14 protein-coding genes are annotated in these 21,181 nt (G+C 73.3%); 4 read left to right on the top strand and 10 right to left on the bottom strand.

The genetic code is table 11. The features are described from left to right. Positions 1-6: 6 nt before the first annotated feature. The gene (locus ACIRB4_RS04890) at positions 7-3,834 is read left to right on the top strand and encodes a multifunctional oxoglutarate decarboxylase/oxoglutarate dehydrogenase thiamine pyrophosphate-binding subunit/dihydrolipoyllysine-residue succinyltransferase subunit (protein WP_403288442.1); all 3,828 of its coding nucleotides are present in this window, start codon (positions 7-9) and stop codon (positions 3,832-3,834) included. Positions 3,835-3,915: 81 nt separating this feature from the next. Here ACIRB4_RS04890 and fxsT read toward each other — a convergent pair whose 3' ends face one another. The 7 genes from fxsT to ACIRB4_RS04855 form a co-directional block, all read right to left on the bottom strand. Next, positions 3,916-6,921 (bottom strand): FxSxx-COOH system tetratricopeptide repeat protein, encoded by a 3,006-nt coding sequence (gene fxsT / locus ACIRB4_RS04885; RefSeq protein WP_403288441.1) that lies wholly within the window; start codon positions 6,919-6,921, stop codon positions 3,916-3,918. Positions 6,922-6,978: 57 nt separating this feature from the next. Beyond that, complete coding sequence (locus tag ACIRB4_RS04880; RefSeq protein ID WP_403288440.1) at positions 6,979-8,277, bottom strand: aKG-HExxH-type peptide beta-hydroxylase; 1,299 nt, start codon at positions 8,275-8,277, stop codon at positions 6,979-6,981. 72 nt (positions 8,278-8,349) lie between these two features. Further along, positions 8,350-8,544 (bottom strand): hypothetical protein, encoded by a 195-nt coding sequence (locus ACIRB4_RS04875; protein ID WP_403288439.1) that lies wholly within the window; start codon positions 8,542-8,544, stop codon positions 8,350-8,352. A gap of 141 nt (positions 8,545-8,685) precedes the next feature. Next, entirely contained in the window at positions 8,686-11,751 is a 3,066-nt protein-coding gene (locus ACIRB4_RS04870) for an SAV_2336 N-terminal domain-related protein (protein ID WP_403288438.1), read from the bottom strand. A gap of 7 nt (positions 11,752-11,758) precedes the next feature. Beyond that, positions 11,759-12,763, bottom strand: coding sequence for an AAA family ATPase (locus ACIRB4_RS04865; RefSeq protein ID WP_403288437.1), 1,005 nt, complete (start codon positions 12,761-12,763; stop codon positions 11,759-11,761). A gap of 163 nt (positions 12,764-12,926) precedes the next feature. Further along, positions 12,927-15,023 (bottom strand): trypsin-like peptidase domain-containing protein, encoded by a 2,097-nt coding sequence (locus ACIRB4_RS04860; protein ID WP_403288436.1) that lies wholly within the window; start codon positions 15,021-15,023, stop codon positions 12,927-12,929. After that, the gene (locus ACIRB4_RS04855; protein WP_403288435.1) at positions 15,020-15,460 is read right to left on the bottom strand and encodes a CU044_2847 family protein; all 441 of its coding nucleotides are present in this window, start codon (positions 15,458-15,460) and stop codon (positions 15,020-15,022) included. Before ACIRB4_RS04855 ends, ACIRB4_RS04860 begins: the two co-directional genes overlap by 4 nt. 96 nt (positions 15,461-15,556) lie before the next feature. On the opposite strand from ACIRB4_RS04855, the gene ACIRB4_RS04850 reads away from it, so the two are divergent. After that, on the top strand, positions 15,557-15,742 hold the full coding sequence (locus ACIRB4_RS04850) for a DUF6104 family protein (protein ID WP_403288434.1): 186 nt from the start codon (positions 15,557-15,559) through the stop codon (positions 15,740-15,742). A gap of 29 nt (positions 15,743-15,771) precedes the next feature. On the opposite strand, the gene ACIRB4_RS04845 is transcribed toward ACIRB4_RS04850, so the two are convergent. Beyond that, positions 15,772-16,587, bottom strand: coding sequence for a hypothetical protein (locus ACIRB4_RS04845; RefSeq protein WP_403288432.1), 816 nt, complete (start codon positions 16,585-16,587; stop codon positions 15,772-15,774). Positions 16,588-16,744: 157 nt separating this feature from the next. On the opposite strand from ACIRB4_RS04845, the gene ACIRB4_RS04840 reads away from it, so the two are divergent. Together ACIRB4_RS04840 and ACIRB4_RS04835 are read left to right on the top strand one after the other, a co-directional pair. Beyond that, positions 16,745-17,626, top strand: a complete 882-nt coding sequence (locus ACIRB4_RS04840; protein ID WP_403288431.1) for a DUF4097 family beta strand repeat-containing protein — start codon at positions 16,745-16,747, stop codon at positions 17,624-17,626. A 1-nt stretch (position 17,627) separates the two neighbouring features. Further along, a complete protein-coding gene (locus tag ACIRB4_RS04835) occupies positions 17,628-18,524 on the top strand; it encodes a helix-turn-helix transcriptional regulator (protein WP_403288430.1) in 897 nt (298 codons plus the stop codon). A 192-nt stretch (positions 18,525-18,716) separates the two neighbouring features. Here the strand turns inward: ACIRB4_RS04835 and ACIRB4_RS04830 are convergent, their stop codons facing one another. Together ACIRB4_RS04830 and ACIRB4_RS04825 are read right to left on the bottom strand one after the other, a co-directional pair. Beyond that, positions 18,717-20,108: a cellulase family glycosylhydrolase gene (locus tag ACIRB4_RS04830; RefSeq protein ID WP_403288429.1), complete on the bottom strand. Its 1,392-nt coding sequence runs from the start codon at positions 20,106-20,108 to the stop codon at positions 18,717-18,719. Positions 20,109-20,174: 66 nt separating this feature from the next. After that, on the bottom strand, positions 20,175-21,140 hold the full coding sequence (locus ACIRB4_RS04825; RefSeq protein WP_403288428.1) for a zinc-binding dehydrogenase: 966 nt from the start codon (positions 21,138-21,140) through the stop codon (positions 20,175-20,177). Between the last annotated feature and the right edge of the window lie 41 nt (positions 21,141-21,181).

Below are 21,181 nucleotides of genomic sequence, written 5' to 3'. Positions count from 1 at the left end.
ACCGCCGTGTCGTCTCAGTCCCCCAGTAACTCGAGCATCTCCACCGACCAAGACGGGCAGGGTCAGAACCCTGCGACCGCCTTCGGCGCCAATGAGTGGCTCGTCGACGAGATCTACCAGCAGTACCTCCAGGACCCGAATTCGGTCGATCGTGCCTGGTGGGACTTCTTCGCCGACTACAAGCCCGGCTCCTCGGACACTCCCGCCGCCGCGGGGGCGGCCGGAGCCACCCCGACCCCGCCGGCCACGCCGACGGTTCCGAGCGCGCCCGCCGCGCCGCAGGCGGGCCCCGCACAGGCCGCGCCTGCCGCACCGGCGGCCCCCGCGCAGACCGCCCCGGCTCCGGCGCCCGCCAAGCCCGCCGCCGCTCCGGCCGCGCCCGCCCCGGCCAAGGCCCAGGCCCCCGCCCCGGCGGCCAAGGCCCCCGCGGCCCCGGCCGCCGCCGCGCCGGCCACCGAGGCCCCCGCCGGCCCCGAGCTGATCACCCTGCGCGGCCCCGCCGCCGCGGTCGCGAAGAACATGAACGCCTCGCTGGAGGTGCCGACGGCCACGTCCGTCCGCGCCGTCCCGGTGAAGCTGCTCTTCGACAACCGGATCGTGATCAACAACCACCTCAAGCGCGCCCGGGGCGGGAAGATCTCCTTCACGCACCTCATCGGGTACGCGATGGTGCAGGCGATCAAGGCCATGCCGTCGATGAACTACTCCTTCGCGGAGAAGGACGGCAAGCCGACCCTGGTCAAGCCGGAGCACGTGAACTTCGGCCTCGCGATCGACCTGGTCAAGCCGAACGGCGACCGCCAGCTCGTCGTCGCCGGCATCAAGAAGGCCGAGACCCTGAACTTCTTCGAGTTCTGGCAGGCCTACGAGGACATCGTCAAGCGCGCCCGCGTCGGCAAGCTGACGATGGAGGACTTCTCCGGCGTCACGGTCTCGCTGACCAACCCCGGCGGCCTCGGCACCGTCCACTCCGTGCCGCGTCTGATGCCCGGACAGTCGGTCATCATGGGCGTCGGCTCGATGGACTACCCCGCCGAGTTCCAGGGCACCTCCCAGGACACCCTGAACAAGCTGGGCATCTCCAAGGTCATGACCCTGACCTCGACCTACGACCACCGGGTCATCCAGGGCGCCGCCTCCGGCGAGTTCCTGCGGATCGTCGCCAACCTCCTCCTCGGCGAGGACGGTTTCTACGACGACATCTTCAAGGCCCTGCGCATCCCCTACGAGCCGGTCCGCTGGCTCAAGGACATCGACGCCTCCCACGACGACGACGTCACCAAGGCCGCGCGCGTCTTCGAGCTGATCCACTCCTACCGGGTCCGCGGCCACGTCATGGCCGACACCGACCCGCTGGAGTACCGCCAGCGCAAGCACCCCGACCTGGACATCACCGAGCACGGCCTCACCCTGTGGGACCTGGAGCGCGAGTTCGCGGTCGGCGGCTTCGCCGGCAAGTCGATGATGAAGCTCCGCGACATCCTCGGCGTGCTGCGCGACTCGTACTGCCGCACCACCGGCGTCGAGTTCATGCACATCCAGGACCCGAAGCAGCGCAAGTGGATCCAGGACCGCGTCGAGCGCTCGCACTCCAAGCCGGAGCGCGAGGAGCAGCTGCGGATCCTGCGCCGGCTGAACGCCGCCGAGGCGTTCGAGACCTTCCTGCAGACCAAGTACGTCGGTCAGAAGCGGTTCTCCCTGGAGGGCGGCGAGTCCGTCATCCCGCTGCTCGACGCGGTCATCGACTCCGCCGCCGAGTCCCGCCTGGACGAGGTCGTCATCGGCATGGCCCACCGCGGCCGGCTGAACGTCCTCGCGAACATCGTCGGCAAGTCGTACGCGCAGATCTTCCGCGAGTTCGAGGGCAACCTCGACCCGAAGTCGATGCACGGCTCCGGCGACGTGAAGTACCACCTGGGCGCCGAGGGCACCTTCACCGGCCTGGACGGCGAGCAGATCAAGGTCTCGCTCACCGCCAACCCCTCGCACCTGGAGGCGGTCGACCCGGTCCTGGAGGGTGTCGTCCGCGCCAAGCAGGACGTCATCAACAAGGGCGGCACGGACTTCACCGTCCTGCCGGTCGCCCTCCACGGTGACGCGGCCTTCGCCGGCCAGGGTGTCGTCGCCGAGACGCTGAACATGTCGCAGCTGCGCGGCTACCGCACCGGCGGCACGGTCCACATCGTCATCAACAACCAGGTCGGCTTCACCGCCGCCCCGGAGTCCTCGCGCTCCTCGATGTACGCGACCGACGTGGCCCGCATGATCGAGGCGCCGATCTTCCATGTGAACGGCGACGACCCGGAGGCCGTGGTCCGCGTCGCGCGGCTCGCCTTCGAGTTCCGCCAGACGTTCAACAAGGACGTCGTGATCGACCTCATCTGCTACCGCCGCCGCGGTCACAACGAGGGCGACAACCCGCAGTTCACCAACCCGCAGATGTACAACCTGATCGACAAGAAGCGTTCGGTGCGCAAGCTGTACACCGAGTCGCTCATCGGTCGCGGCGACATCACGCTGGAAGAGGCGGAGCAGGCGCTCCAGGACTTCCAGGGCCAGCTGGAGAAGGTCTTCGCCGAGGTCCGCGAGGCCACCTCCGCCCCGGCCCCGGCGCACAGCCCGGAACCGCAGCCCGAGTTCCCGGTCGCCGTCTCCACCGCGGTCTCCCAGGAGGTCGTGAAGCGGATCGCCGAGTCGCAGGTCAACATCCCGGACCGGATCAAGGTCCACCCGCGTCTGATGCCGCAGATGCAGCGCCGCGCGGCCTCCATCGACGACGGCACGATCGACTGGGGCTTCGGCGAGACCCTGGCCATCGGCTCGCTCCTGATGGAGGGCACCTCGGTCCGGCTGTCCGGCCAGGACTCCCGCCGGGGCACCTTCGGCCAGCGGCACGCGGTCCTGGTGGACCAGGAGACCGGCGAGGACTACACCCCGCTGCTCTACCTCGCCGAGGACCAGGCCCACTACAACGTCTACGACTCGCTGCTCAGCGAGTACGCGGCGATGGGCTTCGAGTACGGCTACTCCCTGGCCCGCCCGGAGTCCCTGGTGATCTGGGAGGCCCAGTTCGGTGACTTCGTCAACGGCGCGCAGACCGTCGTCGACGAGTTCATCTCCTCGGCCGAGCAGAAGTGGGGCCAGACCTCCGGCGTCACGCTGCTGCTGCCGCACGGCTACGAGGGCCAGGGCCCGGACCACTCGTCCGCCCGCCCGGAGCGCTTCCTCCAGATGTGCGCGCAGGACAACATGACGGTCGCCATGCCGACGCTGCCGTCGAACTACTTCCACCTGCTGCGCTGGCAGGTCCACAACCCGCACCACAAGCCGCTGATCGTCTTCACCCCGAAGTCGATGCTGCGACTGAAGGCCGCGGCGTCCAAGGTGGAGGAGTTCACCACCGGCGGCTTCCGCCCGGTGATCGGCGACGAGTCGGTCAACGCGGCCGACGTCCGCAAGGTCGTCTTCTGCTCCGGCAAGGTCTACTACGACCTGGACGCCGAGCGTCAGAAGCGCGGTGTCACGGACACGGCGATCATCCGGCTGGAGCGCCTGTACCCGCTTCCGGGTGCCGAGCTCCAGGCCGAGATCGCCAAGTACCCGAACGCCGAGAAGTACCTGTGGGCGCAGGAGGAGCCGGCGAACCAGGGTGCCTGGCCGTTCATCGCGCTCAACCTGATCGACCACCTGGACCTGGCGGTCGGCGCCGACATCCCGCACGGCGAGCGCCTGCGCCGGATCTCGCGTCCGCACTCCTCGTCCCCGGCGGTCGGCTCGGCCAAGCGCCACCAGGCCGAGCAGCAGCAGCTGGTCAACGAGGTCTTCGACGCCTGACCCGCTGTCCGTTCCCGTACGGAAGGAGGCCCGGCACCCCGCGAGGGGTGCCGGGCCTCCGGCGTCGCGTTCCCGGTGAGGTCAGACGTACGCCTCGAAGTCCCAGTAGGGCCGGTTCCGCTGGCGTGCGGAGAGGGTGTGGGGGTGCTGGGCGCCCAGGGTGCGGGTGAGGGTGAGCAGCGCGTCCTCCTCGACCTTCCCGGCCTCCTCCACCTCGCGCAGGCCGCGCAGGTCGGCGGCGAGGGCGATCTGGCAGGAGAGCGTCAGCGGATGGTCGTTGCCCAGGACGTGGCGGGCCCGCCGCAGGGTGTCGCGGCTGAGCTCGGTGGCGTCCGCGACCCGGCCGTTGAAGTTCCTGGCGGCCGCCGCGTTGAGCGCGCAGCCCAGGACCCAGGGGTGGTCGGGGCCCAGGGAGGCGGAGAGGCCGGCGAGGGACGCCTCCAGCATGGCCATGGCGTCGGCGCGCTCCCCGGCGGCCTGCATGACGAGGCCGGTGTTGGCGAGCATGCCGGTGGCGAAGGGGTGGGCCGGTCCGAGGAGGGAGCGGTAGCCGGCCTCGGCCTCGGCGATGAGGTCCCGGGCCTTGGCCAGGTCGCCGTGTTCGCGCAGATAGTTGCCGTAGTCGTTGACGAAGGAGAGCGTGACGTAGTGGCCGCGGCCGTGGACCTGTTCCAGCTGGTCGAGGACGCTGGACATCAGCGCGCCGATGTCCTGCTGGGAACCGCCTTCCCTGCGGCGGCACAGGGCCAGCTGGGCGCGGGCCTTGAGGGTCTGCGGGTGCAGCGGGCCGAGGACCTGGACGTGCATCCGGAGGGTGGACTCCTGCCGGGCGAGGGCGTCCCGGTAGTGGCCGAGGAGCCGGAGGTCCTGGGCGCAGGCGATGCTGGAGTTCAGGGTGTTGGCGTGCCGGGGGCGCAGGATGGCCTCGCGCCGGGCGAGGGTCTCGACGTCGAGTTCGTACGCCTCCTGGTAGCGGCCGAGCAGGCGCAGTCCGACGCCGAGGTTGTAGCGGGCGACGAGGGTGACGAACTCGGTGTCGCCGAGGAGCCGCTGGGCTTCGTTCAGGACGTCCCGCTGCAGCGCCTCGGCCTCCGCGTACTGGCCGAGGTGGCGCAGGTCGCTGGCGATGGCTCCGTTGCAGAGCATGATGCCGAGCTCGTTGGGCGGTGAGGCGCGGCGCAGCCGCTCCTGGAGGGCGTGGTCGAGCTGGTACGCCTCGCGGAAGCGGCCGCTGGAGCGCAGGACGTTGCCCTCCTGGGTGGTCAGGTCGAGGAGGGGCTGGGACAGGGGGTCCATGAATCCGGTCCAGCTGGTGCGGATCTTCTCGGCGAGCCGGACGCCCGCCGTGAACTCGCCGCTGCGGTAGCAGTAGCGCAGGCAGTTGAGGACGGCGTTCTGGATGCGCGGGTTGCGGCTGGTGAGGGCGCCGGACGGCTCCAGGTGCGGCAGCAGCTCGGCGTACCGGGGCCAGTGCCGGCTGTCCATCGGGTTGCCGGGGTCCGCCTCGGCCAGCAGGGTGCGGACGGCCTTGCGGTGGGCGGCGCGGTGGGGTCCGTCGGTGAGCCGGGAGACGATGTCGTGGACGAGCCGGTGCATGTGCACGGACTCCTGGTGCGGTCCCATCTCCGTGCTGGTGACGGGGCCGCGGGTCTCGCGGGTGAGGACGGAGTAGTTGACGAGCGTGTCCAGGGCCCGGGTCCAGGCGGGCAGGTCGTTCGCCATCCAGCGCAGGTCCTCGGGCAGCTCGGCCTGGGGGTAGGCGCGGACGATCCCGAGGGGGATGCGGCCGGGGGCGAAGGAGGCGCACAGGCTGAGGATCTCGACGGCCTGCGGCTGGGCGCGTCGGAGCCGGTTGATCAGTATCGACCAGGAGGTGAGGGAGGCGTTGGGGAAGCCGTCGCCCTGGGCGGGTTCGTCGACGGTGGAGAGCCGTCCCTCCCTGACCATGCGCAGGTACTCGGGGACCTCCATGCCGGACTCGCCGAGCCAGGCGGCGGCCTGGACGAGCGGCAGGGGGACGTCGCCGAACTCGGCGGCGACCTCGTCGGCCTCCGGCCCGGTGATGTGCGGGGCGCGGCGCATGAGGTAGGCGGTGGACTCGGCCCGGTCGAAGCTGGGTACCTCGACGATGTCGGTGTGCTCGCCCCAGCCGCGGTTGCGTGAGGTGATCAGGACGTGTCCGGGGCCGTGGGGCAGCAGGACGCCGGCGCCGTCGGTGTCGTCCCAGCCGTCGAAGACGACCAGCCAGCGGGAGTGCGGGTCGCCCCTGCGCAGCGCCTCGCGTACGGCGCGGATGCGTTCGCCGGGTTCGTTGCCCGCGGCGAGCCCCAGTTCGGCGGCGAGTTCGCCGAAGCGGTCGCGCTGGACGTTGCGGTCGTCGGAGTTGACCCACCAGACGACGTCGTAGTCGGGGCTGAAGCGGTGGGCGTACTCGGCGGCGATCTGGGTCTTGCCGATGCCGGACATGCCGAGCAGGGTGCAGGCCGCGTTGCCGCGTTCGGCGTCCATGAGGCGCTGCTGGAGCTCGGTGAGCAGGTCGTCGCGACCGGTGAAGCGGGGGTTGCGGCGTGGGACCTCGCCCCAGATCTCGGGGGGCGTGTCGGGGTAGCGGGCGAGCGTTCCGGGCGGGACGCGGCGGTTCGCGGTGCGGCGTGGTTCGACGGCGAGCCGGGAGAGCAGGCGGGCCTCGGCCTCGTCCTCCCCCACGCCCCACAGGCTGACGGGTTCGAGGACGGCGGTGGCGGGGAGCAGCGGCCGGTTGGTGAGGTTGACGGCGGCGAACCGGTCGGCGTGGGCGGCGACGAAGCCGCGCAGGACGTCGTTCCATTCGCCGGCCGGGCGGGGGCCGAGTTCGAAGAACCAGTCGTTGAGGACCAGGAGGACCTGGCCGCGGGCGAGCAGCAGATCGCCGAGGGAGTCCTCCAGGGGGACCTCCCGCGGGGGGTCCCAGCGTTGCAGGGTGACCCTGAGGCCGTGGCCTTCGAGGCGCTGTGCGATCCAGGTGGCCCAGGGGCGGTGATAGCCCGGGAAGACCACCAGGACATGCTCCGGCGCCCCGGCGCCGCCCGACCGCCCTTGTTCCGCCATCAACGTCTCCCTCTTCCGCTCACGCGCGACGTGCTGTCATCGTTCGTCGACACAGTGTTACCCACGGGCCTTCCGGCCGGTGTCGAGGCTCGCATGGTGCCGGTTCATTTCACGGACGAACTCCCGCCCGGCGATGGTCAGTTCATCGGATTCAAGCAGGATCGCGAGCGCCCCGCCCACCTGATCGTGGAAGCGCTCGAACTGCTGCCCGGCACCCGTCCGCCACGCGGTCGGCAGCCCGTCGGCCGCGGCGGCCCGCCGCCACAGGTCGGTGAGGGCGAGATGGGCGTAGGCGCCCTGGAGCACTCCGGCGATGGGCCGTGGGTCGGAGCGCCAGCCGACCTGGTGGCGGGCCGGCCGCCCGGGCCGGTGCAGGGGTACGACTTCGTGCAGCGCGGCCAGTTTGCTGTGGTGGATCTCGTGGACGAGGGTCTCGGCCATGGTCCGCGCGCTCGACGGCAGGGAGGCGAGCACGGCTCCGGGCGCGGCGCGGAGGGTGGCGCTCATGGGCGCCTGACGGGGACCGCTGGCGGTCAGCGGGACGACCGTCCGCACCACCCGTGCCACCTCCGCCGCGCGGGCCGGGTCGACCTGCCGCAGCAGCTGGCGGGCGGCGCGCCAGCGCCCGGACCAGGCGCACGCGTCCGTACGGGCGTGCTCGGTCGCGGTACGGGGTGGGGCGCCGACCCCGTCCGGTGGCACCCGGTAGGGGTCCAGGTCGTCGAGGACGGCGGTGGCGCCGGGCAGGGTGCGCAGCGGGGTCCAGCCGGAGCCGAGCCCGGTCAGTGTGCCGGCACGGGGGTCCGCGAGGAGGAGGACGGCGTGACCGGTACGGGAGCCTTCAGGGCCCAGCCGTACGGTCCGGGCGCGGGTCCGCAGCCGTATCCGCTCGTCCTCCACCCGGACCCTTCCGACGCCGGTCAGGGAGAAGACGCCGCCGGGCGCCGAGACGGTGAGGTCGAGCGGGCAGCCGGCCAGCAGGGCGGCGGTGACGGCGATGGACTCCAGCCGGTCGAGCCTGCGATCGAGGTCCGGCCCCTCGGGGGCGGCGAGCGCGGCGGCCAGCCACGCTCCGGTGGTCGGATAGTCGAGGACCGCGCGGACCACGCGCGGGTGGGTCCGCTCAGCCTGTTCGAGGAGGGTCCAGGCGGCCTCGAAACGCCGGGCCACCGCACCGTCCACGCTCTCGCGCCGGCGCTGGACGCGTATCAGCAGGGCCTTGAGGAGCAGCAGCCGGCGTGAGCGGAGTCCGGCGTCGAGCCTGGCCATCGCCGAGGGCGCCGGGCCGGTCCTGGCCAGCTCGGCGAAGTCGGTCGGCGGGAGCGGGGCGGCCGGGGAGAGCGGGGCGGCCGTCATCGTCCGCTCCCGGGACCGGCCGCCGGCCGTGGGCGGCATCTGACCGGAAAGAGCCGGTGGGCGCGGTGGGCGTCAGGGATTGCCCTCGCTGACCCAGGACTCGCCCAGCTCCAGCGAGCGGCCGAGCACCCCGTCGACCGCGGCCACCAGGTCGGGATGGTCCATGACGCGCAAGGTCCGCAGGTCGACAGCGGTGAGATCGGGCAGGGGCGGAGCCTGACCGGCGTCCCGGTCGACACCGGTCGCCCACTCCGTGTGCTCCAACACCCTCGGCTCCTCCTCACCGACGCCTGTCCCCCACGGTCGTAGCGGCGGACCGGTTCTTCCCGAGGCCAGGAAGTCAGAAACCCGTTCGACTCAACTGCGCCCATTCACGCCCCCGTATCCAGCCGTCTTCGCGTTCGCCTCTCAGGCCGTCTCGCTCCAGGCCCACCAGGGCGGTGCGATCCGGCGGCGGTCGCCCTCGGAGAGCTGCCCCGTGGCCCGCTCCCGCGCGGTGCCCGTCTCGGCCAGCGCCTCCCTGGTCCGTTCGACGTCGTCCCCGTCCACCTCCACCCTCGCGGCCACCAGGCGCGACCACTGCTCGGCCGCGGCGGCCAGCACCGTACGGGCTCGGCCGTTGCGCCCCATCAGCCGCAGGACGGCGCCTTGGCCGTGCAGCGCGCGGGCGCCGGTGACCGTGCCCGGGGTGTCGCCGTGGGCGGCCCTGGCGTCCTCCCAGGAGCGTTCGTACGCCGTGAGCGCGTCGGCGAGCACGCCGTCCCGGGCGGTCTCGCTCAACTCCAGTCTCACCCGGCCCAGTTGCAGCCACACCTGGGAGCGCGTGCCGGCGTCCCGGGTGGTCCGGGCGGCCTGTTCGAGGAGGTGGCGGCTCTCGAACAGGTCGGGCAGGAAGCCGGCTCGGTGGAAGCGCAGGGCGAGCACGCTGCCGATCAGTATCCGGGCCCGGTCGCGGCCCGGAGCGTCGGCGGGCAGGCGGGTGAGGGCCTCGCGCAGCACGCTCTCGGCCCGGTCGACCGGTTGGGTGCCGGTGTCGGCCGCGGCGCGGCGCATGAGCGACTCGCCCCAGGTCATCAGGATCCGTCCGCGCCGCTCGCTGTCGTCCGGGGCGAGCAGCGTGGCCTCCTCGTAGGCCGCGTCGGCGGCCGGCGCGTCGCCCACGGCGTCGTACAGCCTGGCCCTGGCCGTGGTCCAGCGCAGCCGCAGGGCGGCGCTGTCGCCGAGGGTGTCGCCCGCCCGGTCGAGTACGGAGGCGATCTCGGCCGGATCGGCTCCGGCCAGGTGCAGGGCGTCGGCCAGGTCGAGCAGGACGGGGCCGCTCTCGGTCGGGCGCAGGGCGGCGGTGAGTTCGGCGACCGCCGCCGGGCCGTCGCCGCGGGCGAGCAGCAGACGGCCCCGGCGGAGGTGGAGCGTGGCGTGGCCGGTCTCGGGCCAGTCGCCGGGGTCTCCGGCGAGCGCGTCGAGGGCGGCTTCCAGATGGGCGCGGTCGTCGGTGTGGCGCCACAGGGCATGGTGGACGACGGCGAGCTCGAGCCGGGCGTCAGCCCACTCCTGGCTGCCGGTTCCCGCCAGTTCGGCGGCTCGTGCCAGCTCGGCCACGGCGCGGGTGAGCAGCTCGTGCCGCCGCCGTGTGCCGCGTACGGCGCCGGTGTCGGCCTCGGCGTGCAGGACCCGGCCGAGCACGATCCGGGCGCGGACGGCGTCGTCAGGGAGCGCCGCCTCGGCCCGTTCGCGGGCGTCGGCGAGGAGGGAGGGGTCGGACTGGTCGCGGCCCTGCGCGAGCAGCCGTTCGGCCTCGGTGAGCGGTTCGGGGGTGACGAGGTCGGGGTGGTAGAAGCGGAGCACGCGCGCGGGGATGCGGGCGAAGAGTTCGGGCTCGGGTCCCAGTGGGCCGGTCGGCTCGTCGGCCTCGTCCGCCGTCGCGGGCCCTTCGTTCTCGGGGCCGTGGCCGGCGAGCCGGGCCGCCGCGAGCGCCGGGAAGTTGCGCATGCCCTGGCCGAAGTTGCGCTCCACGTACGCGGAGCAGTGTTTGAGCACGAGGGCGGCCGCGCTGCGGTCCAGTGAGCCCAGGAGGTACTGCTGCACGCCCGGCGAGTAGCTGAAGCAGGGGTACGGGGAGGGGCCGGGCAGTTGTCTCAGCAGCCCGCTCAGGAGGACCTCGGCCAGCTCCATGGGGCCGGTGTCGGGGAGCATCGCGCGCTGCACCAGTTGCATGACGGGGAGGGTCAGCGGCGCGGCCGCGAGGTGGACGGCGAGCCGCAGGGCGCCGGGCGAGGCTCCGGCGCGGAAGGTGCTCAGCAGTTCGTCGTCGCCGCGCGGGGGGCGGGGCGGTGCCGCGGTCGTCGCCGCGCGCTCCCGCCGTACCGCCTGGGGGTCGATCCGGGCGGCCCAGCCGCGGACCGGACCGGCGCCGTGGCCGCTGAACAGCCGGGCCCAGGAGGCGAACGCCTCCGGGGTGGGGGTGAGGACGGGCACGGCCCGGCTGTCGGCCGGGACCGGCTCCCAGGGCTCCTCGTCGGGCTGGAAGACGGTGTGTCCGCCGGGGGCGGAGGGGCGCAGCAGCGTGCCGGGCTCGACGGAGAGCGCGGTGCGCGGCCACAGGCGCGGGGGCAGCGGCTGCACGACGGCGAGCGGGGACTGCCGGGGCCACTGGTGGATGAGCCGCTGGACCGCGCCGCGCTGCCAGAGGGGTCCGACGCAGTCGCTGACGATCAGGGTGAGGCGGCGGCCGGTGGGGTCGTGCAACTGGTCGGCCGGGCGCAGCCGGGGGCGACCGTCGGAGCCGGACGTGGTGGTGACGAGCGGCGCGCCCTCGCCGGTGTCGTACAGGCGGTGGACCTGGACGTCGCGGAAGGCGCCGGACTGCTGGCAGGCCTGGCGCAGTTCCTCCACCATCCGGGCCCAGACGACCATGGCGGGACCGGTGTCCATGAGGAGCTGGATGTCGGGGCGGCGGGCGGCGGCGGGGCGCAGGACCGGGGTGAGGATGCCCGCGGCGGCGGTGCGCTCGGCCGTCGCCTCCTCGTCGAGGAGGTCCTCGCCCGGCCTGGGCGGGAACAGGGTGTAGTGGCGCAGGGGGCGGAGCGCCTTCTGCAGGCCGAGGAGCCCGGGCAGGGCGTTGGCGCCGGGCGCGCGTACGGGCAGGGCCGCGCTGCCGCGCGCGCCGGCGCCGCCCCGTCGGGCTCCGCCCGACTCCATGTGGAGGGCGACGGTCTCGGAGGTGCGGTCGTCGCCGAGGTCCGGGTCGGGGCCGGTCTCGCGGACCTGCTCCGTCCCCGCGCCGATGGCTCGTTTTCGCCCCTCGCCGGGAGGGCCGGGGGCGGGCGGGCCGGTGGTCCGCTCCGCGCCCGGGTCCGCGGGCGCGTGCGGCAGCCACTGGGCCAGCCAGACGGCGTCCGCCATCTCCTCGGCGGTCGGGTCCTGGCCTCCGGCCCGCAGTCTGCGGGTGAGCTCTTCCAGATGCATCCGGTGCATCCGGCCATCACCTCGGCTGATCGAGCGGCTGCATGAGCATGTCCGCGATGCGTTCCCGGGTCACCCGCTCGGTGCGGGGGGCGTGCTGGGTCAGGTAGATCGCGTTGAGGAGCTGGTCGGTGGCGATGACCTCGCCGGGTTCACGGTTCAGGAAGCGGCTGATCAGGCCCTGTTCGCCGGCGGCGGCCTCCGCCCCGAGATGGGCCTCGATCATGGCGCCCAGCTGCTCCTCGCCCGGCGGTTCCAGTTCGAGGCGGATGCAGCGGCGCAACAGGGCGGCCGGGAAGTCCCGTTCCCCGTTGGAGGTGAGCACGATGAAGGGGAAGGTGCTGCAGCGGATCCGGCCGCCGTGCACCGGCACCTTGCGGCCGTCGTCGGTGAGGACCTCGACCACGGGCTCGCGGTCGGCGAGCCGTTCCAGCTCGGGGATGGCGAACTCGCCCTCCTCCAGCGCGTTCAGCAGGTCGTTGGGCAGGTCGAGGTCGCTCTTGTCGAGCTCGTCGATGAGCAGGACGCGGGGCTGTTCGGAGGGGAGCAGCGCGGTGCCGAGCGGTCCGAGCCGGATGTACGAGCCGATACCGGCCGGGGTCGCGGCGGGTACGGGCGACCCGGCCTGGGCGCGCTCCAGCTGGACGTCCTGGAGGCGTCCGATGGCGTCGTAGCGGTAGAGGCCGTCCTGCAGCGTCGAGCGGCTGACGATGGGCCAGCGGAGCACGCGGCCGAGCCCCAGTTCGTGGGCGACGGCGTGGGCGAGCGTGGACTTGCCGGTGCCGGGGTTGCCCGTGACGAGGAGCGGTCTGCGCAGATAGAGCGCGGCGTTGACGGCGTCGGTCTCGGCGGGCCGGGGATGGTGGTTCTGGACGAGCCGGCGGCGGACCCCGAGCCGCCGTTCGGAGCCCGGGTCGGTGTCGTCGGGGCCGGTGGTGAAGTCGCGCCACGGGGGCGGAGGCGGCAACCGCCTTATCTCGTCGTGCGGATGGCCGGCACCACGGTAGATCCGCCAATCGTTCACGCTGGACTCCTCCTGGCTGTGGTGGGGTGCCCGGGCAGGTCGAACGTACCGCCCGGGGGGCGGAGCTGCCGATGCTCAAACCGGACCAATTCTCCCGGGACCGGTCCGTGCGGAGCCATGGCCGGCGCGGGCGCCTGGCGCGCACGGCGCGCCTGTCGCGCCCTCACGCGGGGTCCTCGCCGAGCATCGGCGGACCGTGGAGCGGCGGGTCGTGCGGGGGCCGGTCGGGCGGGTCGAAGAGGACGGCGAGGTTCTCGGCCCAGGCGTAGGCGGACCGGTCCCGGGGATCGGCCTCCTCGTCGCCCGCTCTGATCCGCAGGGTACGGACGGGGCGGTGCAGGCCCTCGGCCTTCCCGGCCTCCAGGAGCAGCCGCCCGGCCCGCTCGTGGAACTCGGCGCAGTCGGTGTGGTCGTGGGGTCCGGTCCGCCACAGGGCGAGGGGGTGGCCGGCGGCCAGCGCGGCGGCCATGGCCTTGAGGCCGTCGCCGCTGCCGACCCGTCCGCAGTAGACGGGCACCGCGCCGCCCTCGGCGTCGGAGAGCCGGGCGTACGCCTCCCTGGGGGTCTCGCGCCGGATGTGCGCGGTGTGGGGGCTCCGGCCGGCATTTTTCCCGAGGACCTCGGCGCGCAGCGGAACGGCGCGGAGAGGCTCGTGCTCGGCGGCCCGCCACCGCTTGAGCCACTCGTGCGAGGGGGGCCTCGCGCGGCGGCCTGCGTCGCGGATGACCACGATCCGGCGCTGTCCGAGCGTCAGCGAGAACTCGTCGACGAGTTCGTCGTCGGAGGAGGGGCGCCAGCTGTCGATGGGCAGGTCGAACAGCTCGCGCGGCAGCACCGCCTCGACGGCGGCCAGATGCTCGCCGCTGTCGCCGCGGCGCAGCGCGTCGGTGAGCGGTCCGCGCAGGGTCTCGGGCAGCCGCTCGCGCTCCACCCCCCGGTCGTCGCCGTGCAGCGGGCTGACGGTGCGCCCGTCGAAGAGCAGCTTCACCCGCCAGGGGAAGCGGGTGCCGTAGTGAGGGGTGTCGATCTCCACGAGGACGTCGGCGCGCGCCCCGGGCTCCCGTACGGTCGCGGTGGCGGTCCCGGTGGCGGCGGTGGCGGCGGGGACGGGCGCGGTGGCGTCCGGGCGGCCGGAAGCGAGGAGTTGGGCGATCTCCTGCTGGATGGCGGGGTGGGCCTCCACGGCCTCGTCCGTGATCCAGCGGACGAGGCTCTCGACGGCCGGGCTGTCGCCGTGCAGGTCGACGACGTGCCGGGCGACCCGGGCGGCGTACAGGAAGACGGCGTTGAGACCGAGGTCCTGGATCGCCTCGCGCAGCGGGTCGCGCAGTTCGTGGAGCAGTCCGACGCCCTCCCGCCAGGTGCGCGGGTCGGCTTCGAGGACGGAGCGGAAGTCGTCGTGCAGGACGCGGCGCTTGACGTCGTCGACGAGGTTCATCACCTCGCCGGGCCCCGCGGGCGGGGGCAGTTCGGCGAGGCGCCCGTAGAGATGGATCCGGCGCCCGGGGCCGACGCCCTGGGTGGTGGGGGGCCGCAGCCGGATCTGCTCGCGGGTCCAGTCGGGTTCGCCGGAGAGCGAGCGGTACCGGCCGAGGTGGTGGCGGTCGTGGTCCCGCATGACCTCGTGGAGGATCTCGCCGCCGGGTGTGTCGTAGAGCCGGCGCAGTGCGGTGATGGGGACGGCGGCGCCCTCGTCCCTGCCCCGGCCTTTGTTGAGGCCGATGACGGCGCCCCTGCCGAGATCGACGACGGGACCGCCGGAGCACCCTTCCACGGGCAGCGTCCAGCGGAGCAGGAGCGCCTGTCCGTCGACGGCGTGGGCCTCGCCGACGGCATGGCGGACCCCGGCCCTGCCGGTCTGCCGGGACCAGCCGTGCAGGCTCACCGGGATGGGCTGGGTGATGACGGGCGGGCGCTCGCTGAGCCGTACGCAGGAGACGTCCTGGGCGCCGGGGACGCGGACGAGGGCGATGTCGGGGAAGTCCCAGCGGTCGAGCCGCTGTTCGGAGCGCTCGGGGTGCGGCTCGGCGAGGACCACCTGCCCGGCGGCCGCCCCGCCCTGCCAGGCCACGCCGACGGCCCGCTCGTGTCTCCACACCTCGCTTCCCCCCTTGGCCACGACATGGGCGCAGGTCAGAACCCAGCCCGGGGCGATGAAGAAGCCGGAGCCCCAGTACCGCTCGCTGCGCCCGTCATACCCATCGGCGGGGTCGGAGATGCGCACCAGGGCGGAGCGCACGAGAGCGTCGAGGGCGCTCATACGGTGCCATCGGCCGCCGGGCGGGAGGCGGGGCCGGGGCCGGGTTCGCGGGTCGGGCCCGGTTCGGCGGTCGCGCCCGGTTCGGGGGTCGGGCCCGGTTCGGGGGTCGGGCCCGGTTCGGTCCAGGTCAGGGAGACGGACACCGAGGCCGTGCCGCCGCCGTCCGCGAGGACGCCGATCACCTTGCCCGCCTGGGCGGAGAGTTCGATGCCGAAGCTGACCGCGACCTCCACGGGCGCCTGCGGGTCGAGCCCGGCCCGCAGGGAGCCGACCACCCCGCGCACCACGTCCGTGAGCCCGCCGGCCATCGAGACGACCCGGTCGCCGATCCCGGTGTCCTGGAAACCGTCGCCCCCGTCGAGCTCCTCGGCCCCGCTGATCCGGGCCCAGACGGGCGTCCCGTCGTCCAGCCGTACCCGAGCGATCCCATGCGTCACAGCGGCCCCCCGCTCCCCGGAACGATGATGAAGAAGGCTAGACCGTGGCGCTGACAAGCGCGAGGGGCCGTCGGACACACGGCCTATCCTGATCGCATGTACTTCACTGACCGTGGCATCGAGGAACTGGAGAAGCGGCGCGGCGAGGAGGAAGTCTCCTTCGAGTGGCTCGCCGAGCAGTTGCGTACGTTCGTCGATCTCAACCCCGACTTCGAGGTGCCGGTGGAGCGCCTCGCGACCTGGCTGGCCCGTCTTGACGACGAGGACGAGGACGACGCGTAGGACCCCTCGGCCGGGCGGGTCGGCGGGCGCTATGCCCCGCGCAGCCGGTCGTAGGCGAGACCGAGCGCCCCGTGCGCGACGAGGAGCGCCCCCGCCGCCGTCCAGCCGCCGCTGCGGCGGGTGAGGCCCCAGGCGAGCAGCGGCAGACCGGCGCCCAGTTGCGCCGCGCCGATCAGCCGGGCCCTGGGGCCGCGCAGGTAGGGGCCGAGACGGCCGCCCTCCATCGCGTCCAGTTCCGCCCGTACGGCATCGCGCCAGCCGGACCATTCGAGCTGTTCGGCGCCCTGGGCAGTGGCGACCGAGCGGAGCCGGTCGGCGCTCTCGCCGGGGGTGAGGCCGGTGGGCAGCCGCAGGCCCACGCGCGCGAGGACGGCCACGAGGCCGAGGAGCCGGGTGTCGGCGTCTGCCTCGGCGTCCGGTTCGGTGAGCGCCCCCAGCGCCTGGAGGTCCAGGACGGGATCGAGCGCGAGCCGGGCCGCGAAGGTGCGCATGGCCTCGTCCTCGCCGACCGGGGTGCCGTCGGTGAGCCAGGTGTAGCCGACGGTGCGGCGGAAGCCTGCGGCGAGGGTGAATCCGGCCCCGTCCGCGTCCCACCAGAGCGCGAGGACCGGCCAGGTCGCGGCGGAGACCGCCAGCGCGGTGGCCCAGCCGGTGACGACGCGGTCGACGGGTTCTCCGCCGTGCAGCCAGGGCTTCCCCTCGGGGACGAGTACGCTCCAGTCGGTCCCGGCCGGGGCGAGGAGCAGCTGTTCCCGCAGCAGCTGGGCCGGTGGACGGACCGCCGCGGGATCGGCACGGCAGAGCAGCAGCGCCCCTACGGGGCGCGGTCCGGTTCTCGCGTTCATGGCCCATACGCTAGGTCAATTTGTCCGTGTACGTAGGCAAATGCCACCTCTTGAAAGGGGTTGACTTCCCTGATCCGCGATATATCGTGTTCATCGAGAGACGCGATATGTTGCGTCACCGTGCGTCGCCGCGCCATCGAAACGGGAGGACAGCACCATGACAGAGTGGTCCGTCGCCGAGCCCAGGAAACTCACGCTGACCGACCCCGTGTCCCGGCTCCAGGTGCGCATCGTGAACGGTGCGGTCAATGTCGTCGGGACGGACGAGGCCACCGCGCGGCTGGAGGTCTCGGAGATCGAGGGCCCGCCGTTGATCGTGACCCAGGACGGCTCGACACTGACCGTGACCTATGAGGACCTGCACTGGAAGGGGTTCCTCAAGTGGTTCGACCGCAAGGGCCACCACCGTAGGGCGGTCGTCTCCGTCGCCGTCCCGGCCGGCGTGGACGTCGAGGTGGGCGTGGTCGGCGCCGGCGCCGTGGTCTCCGGCATCCGGGGCCGTACGGACATCCGGGGCGTCACGGGCGACACCACGCTCGTCGGCATCTCCGGCCCGGTCCGCGCCGAGACCGTCTCCGGCAGTCTGGAGGCCCAGTCCGTCACCGGCGCGCTGCGGATCAACTCGGTGACCGGCGACGTGACGGTGATCGAGGGCGCAGGCGCCTCCGTCAAGGCGGAGACCGTCAGCGGGGACATGGTCATCGACCTCGACCCCGGCCACCGGGAGGGGCCGCCGGCGGACATCCGGCTGTCCAGCGTCTCCGGCGAGGTCGCCATCCGCCTGCCGCACCCGGCGGACGCCCGGGTCGAGGCGAACACCACCAGCGGCGCCGTCTCCAACGCGTTCGACGACCTGCGGGTCGGCGGGCAGTGGGGCGCCAAGAGCATCACCGGCACGCTCGGGACGGGTCGGGGCACGCTCAAGGCGACCACGCTCTCCGGTTCGATCGCGCTGCTGCGCCGCCCGGACCCGGCCGAGGACGAGCGCCCCGCGTCGTCCGCTCCCGACGCGCCCACCACCCCCGGAAAGGTGCTGTGACATGCCGCCCGTCTTCGCCCACGGCCGACTGCGCCTCTATCTGCTCAAGCTCCTCGACGAGGCCCCCCGGCACGGCTATGAGGTGATACGCCTCCTGGAGGAGCGCTTCGAGGGTCTGTACGCCCCCTCGGCGGGCACGGTCTATCCACGCCTGGCCAAGCTGGAGGCGGAGGGCCTGGTCACGCACGCCACCGAAGGCGGCCGCAAGGTCTACTCGATCACCGACGCCGGCCGCGCGGAGCTGGCCGGGCGTGTCGGTGAACTGGCCGATCTGGAGCGGGAGATCCGCGAGTCGGTCTCCGAACTGGCCGCCGAGATCCGCGACGACGTGCGCGGAGCGGCCGGCAAGCTGCGCAGCGAGATGCGCGCGGCGGCGAGCGAGACCCGGCGCAAGGACTCCCCCTTCGCCGACGCCAAGGAGGAGCTGCGCCGCGCCCAGCAGGAGTGGAAGGAGCAGACGCGCCAGGCCCGCGCCGAGGCCCAGTCGGCGCGCCGCGAGGCCAAGGAGTTCCAGCGGATCGCCCGGCAGATCCAGGAGCAGGTCCAGGACCGGTTGGGTCGGGGCGACTGGCCTTCGGGCGTCTGGGAGGGCATCTCGGACCTCACCGCCCAGCTCGGCGGCCTGGTGACGGGGACGACGCACCCCAAGGCGGCGGCCCAGCAGCCGGAGACCGCGGAGGAGGCCGCGTCGGAGTGGGCGAAGGACTACGAACCCACCGGCGACCCGGCCCGCGATCTGGACCGGCTCCTGGACCGCTTCCGCGACGACATCCGCGACGCGGCACGCGACCACGGGGTGGACGCGGTGCAACTGGCGGAGACCCGCCGCCATCTGTCGACGGCGGCGTCCCACATCACGGCCCTGCTGCACCCGCAGAGCCGCAAGCACGACCGCTGACCGCCGGGGGCGACACCGGGCCGGAGCTGCCACCCCGGCCACGGCGCCCGATCAGGGGCTCACCCCCTGCACGGGGCCGGGGCCGCCGCCCCGGCCCCACAACGGCCGGACACCAGCCCGGGCCTGCCCCGCCCGGCACCGGCCCGGGGGCGACGGGCGGCCGGCGGAGGGACCGGCCCGGGTCGGCGGCCGTCAGCCCCGGGTGGCGGTGACCGTCACCCGGGCTCCCGGCGCGGCGAGGATCCATGCCCTGCCCGGCTCCTCGCGCAGTACGACCGCCCTGCCGGCGGCCGCGACCTTCCAGCGGCCCGGCGGGAGGGAGAGCTCCGTCCGCCGGGGGCCCCGCCGCGCGGAGTCGTACTCCAGCCGGTAGACCCCGCTCCCGGAGTCGTACGCGGAGGAGCGGACCGTGCCCGCGACCGCCTCCGCGTACGGCTCGGCCGTCAGCTCCTTGTTCGTACGGAAGGTTCCCGCGCCGTCCACCGCGCAGTACCCGCCGCCGTAGCACCACACATAGCCGGCCCATCCGGAGCCGTACCGGCCGAGGGAGGCCATCGCGTCCCGGTAGAAGCGGTTCATGTTCGGCAGGGCGTTGTTGAGCGGCCCCCACTCCCCCACCACCACCGGGACCCCGTACTCCTCGGGATACCGGGTGACGGCGCGCTCGTACGCCTCGATCCAGCCGGCGGCCGGGTCGTAGTCGGCGCCCGCCTCCATGGCCGTGTTGTAGAAGTGCGGGGCGTAGACGACCTTCGGGTCGTCGATCCTGCCGAGGCCGGTGGGGACGCCCTCGCCGACGATCGGGGTGGGCTCGACGAAGACCCAGGTGTCGCGGTCCACCGTGCGGACGGCGTCCGCGAGCCGGTTGTACATCGGGGTCAGGTGCTCCCGCTCGATCCGCCGGGCGGCGGTGGGCAGGTCCTCGCCCTCCCGCAGCTCCCCCATCGGCTCGTTGATCAGGTCGTAGCCGAGGACGGCCGGATGGTCCGCGAAGCGATCGGCGAGGACCCGCCACATCTCCGCCTGGGCGCGCCGCAGGTCCTCGTCCTGGTAGAGATGGGTGAAGGCGCGCTGCACGGCGGGCTCGAAGTACTCGGCGAACCAGTCGTCCGGGTGCGGGGTGAAGGGCAGCCCGTCCGTCCGGGTGGCCCACTCCGGTACGCCGCGGTGTCCGAACGCCGGGCCGAAGACGTCCTGGTGGGCGTCGATCAGCACCTGGATGTCGTGCTTCTGCGCCCAGCCGAGGACGCGTTCGATCTTCCCCAGGTACGCCTGGCTGTACCGGCCCGGGCGGGGCTCCAGGTCGTCCCAGAAGACGAGGAGCCGGGCGAAGTTGAAGCCCTTGGCCCGCATGTCGCGGAAGTGCCGCTCGGTGACCGCCGCCAGGGCGTTCTCGCCCCGGCCGACTTTGTCCTCGACGTTCCAGCCCCGCAGGGTGAGCGTCCGGCCGTGCGCGTCGGTGAGGACGGGTATCCGGCCGACGGGTGTCGGACGAGCGCCCTCGGCCTGGGCGGCGGTCGGGGCGAGCAGGGCGGCGAGGGCGGCCGCGACGACGGCGGCTGCGGCGAGGGGCGTACGTAACACGGGAAACCTCCGGCACGACGGTGTGTTCGCGGTGCCGGAGATCCCATCAGTACATCTGACGGTCCATCAAGACGTCGTCAGCACGATCTTTCCGAAGAGTTCGCCCGAGGCCATCTTCTCGAAGCCCTCGCGGGCCCGGTCCAGCGGCAGCACGTCGTCGATCACCGGCCGCACGCCCGTGGCCGCGCAGAACGACAGCAGGTCCTCCAGCTCGTCCTTGGAGCCCATGGTCGAGCCGACGACCTTGAGCTCCAGGAAGAAGATCCGGGTCAGCTCGGCGTTCGAGGGCCGGTCGCCGCTGGTGGCGCCCGAGATGACGAGGGTGCCGCCCGGCCTCAGCGACTTGACCGAGTGCGACCAGGTGGCCGCGCCGACGGTCTCGATGACCGCGTCCACGCGCGCGGGGAGCCGCGCGCCCGGCTCGTACGCCTCCACGGCGCCGAGCTCGACGGCCCGCTTCCGCTTGGCCTCGTCACGGCTGGTGGCGAAGACGCGCAGCCCGGCGGCCTTGCCGAGCGCGATCGCCGCGGTGGCGACACCGCCGCCGGCGCCCTGCACCAGGACCGAGTCGCCGGGCCGCACCCCGGCGTTGGTGAAGAGCATGCGGTACGCGGTGAGCCAGGCGGTCGGGAGGCAGGCGGCCTCCTCGAACGAGAGCTCCTTGGGCTTGGGCAGCACGTTCCACGAGGGAACGGTGACCCGCTCGGCGAAGGTGCCCTGGTAGCGCTCGGTCAGGATGGAGCGGGGCTCGTCGGGGCCGACCCCGTGGCCGGTCTGGCCGATGACGGAGTGCAGGACCACTTCGTTGCCGTGCTCGTCGATGCCCGCCGCGTCGCAGCCGAGGATCATCGGCAGCTTCTCCTCGGGCAGCCCCACCCCACGCAGCGACCAGAGGTCGTGGTGGTTGAGCGAAGCGGCTTTGACGGTCACGGTGGTCCAGCCGGCACGGGCCTCGGGCTCGGGACGTTCGCCGAGCTCAAGTCCGGTCAGGGGCTGATCGCGGTCGATTCGGGCGGCGTAGGCAGCGAACATGACCTTGAGCGTAGGTCCGAGGGGCCGATGGCGGAACCACA

It is taken from the genome of Streptomyces sp. NPDC093600 (assembly GCF_044764755.1).
Classification (GTDB): Bacteria; Actinomycetota; Actinomycetes; order Streptomycetales; family Streptomycetaceae; genus Streptomyces.
Note: the sequence above shows the minus strand (reverse complement) of the source record. Positions and strands in the feature narration are given on the sequence as shown.

What these genes read in the sequence shown, in the direction of transcription:
- fxsT (WP_403288441.1), bottom strand. Translation starts at nt 6,921, where the DNA reads ATGGCGGAACAAGGGCGGTCGGGCGGCGCCGGGGCGCCGGAGCATGTC.
- ACIRB4_RS04880 (WP_403288440.1), bottom strand. Translation starts at nt 8,277, where the DNA reads ATGACGGCCGCCCCGCTCTCCCCGGCCGCCCCGCTCCCGCCGACCGAC.
- ACIRB4_RS04870 (WP_403288438.1), bottom strand. Translation starts at nt 11,751, where the DNA reads ATGCACCGGATGCATCTGGAAGAGCTCACCCGCAGACTGCGGGCCGGA.
- ACIRB4_RS04860 (WP_403288436.1), bottom strand. Translation starts at nt 15,023, where the DNA reads ATGAGCGCCCTCGACGCTCTCGTGCGCTCCGCCCTGGTGCGCATCTCC.
- ACIRB4_RS04850 (WP_403288434.1), top strand. Translation starts at nt 15,557, where the DNA reads ATGTACTTCACTGACCGTGGCATCGAGGAACTGGAGAAGCGGCGCGGC.
- ACIRB4_RS04845 (WP_403288432.1), bottom strand. Translation starts at nt 16,587, where the DNA reads ATGAACGCGAGAACCGGACCGCGCCCCGTAGGGGCGCTGCTGCTCTGC.
- ACIRB4_RS04840 (WP_403288431.1), top strand. Translation starts at nt 16,745, where the DNA reads ATGACAGAGTGGTCCGTCGCCGAGCCCAGGAAACTCACGCTGACCGAC.
- ACIRB4_RS04835 (WP_403288430.1), top strand. Translation starts at nt 17,628, where the DNA reads ATGCCGCCCGTCTTCGCCCACGGCCGACTGCGCCTCTATCTGCTCAAG.
- ACIRB4_RS04825 (WP_403288428.1), bottom strand. Translation starts at nt 21,140, where the DNA reads ATGTTCGCTGCCTACGCCGCCCGAATCGACCGCGATCAGCCCCTGACC.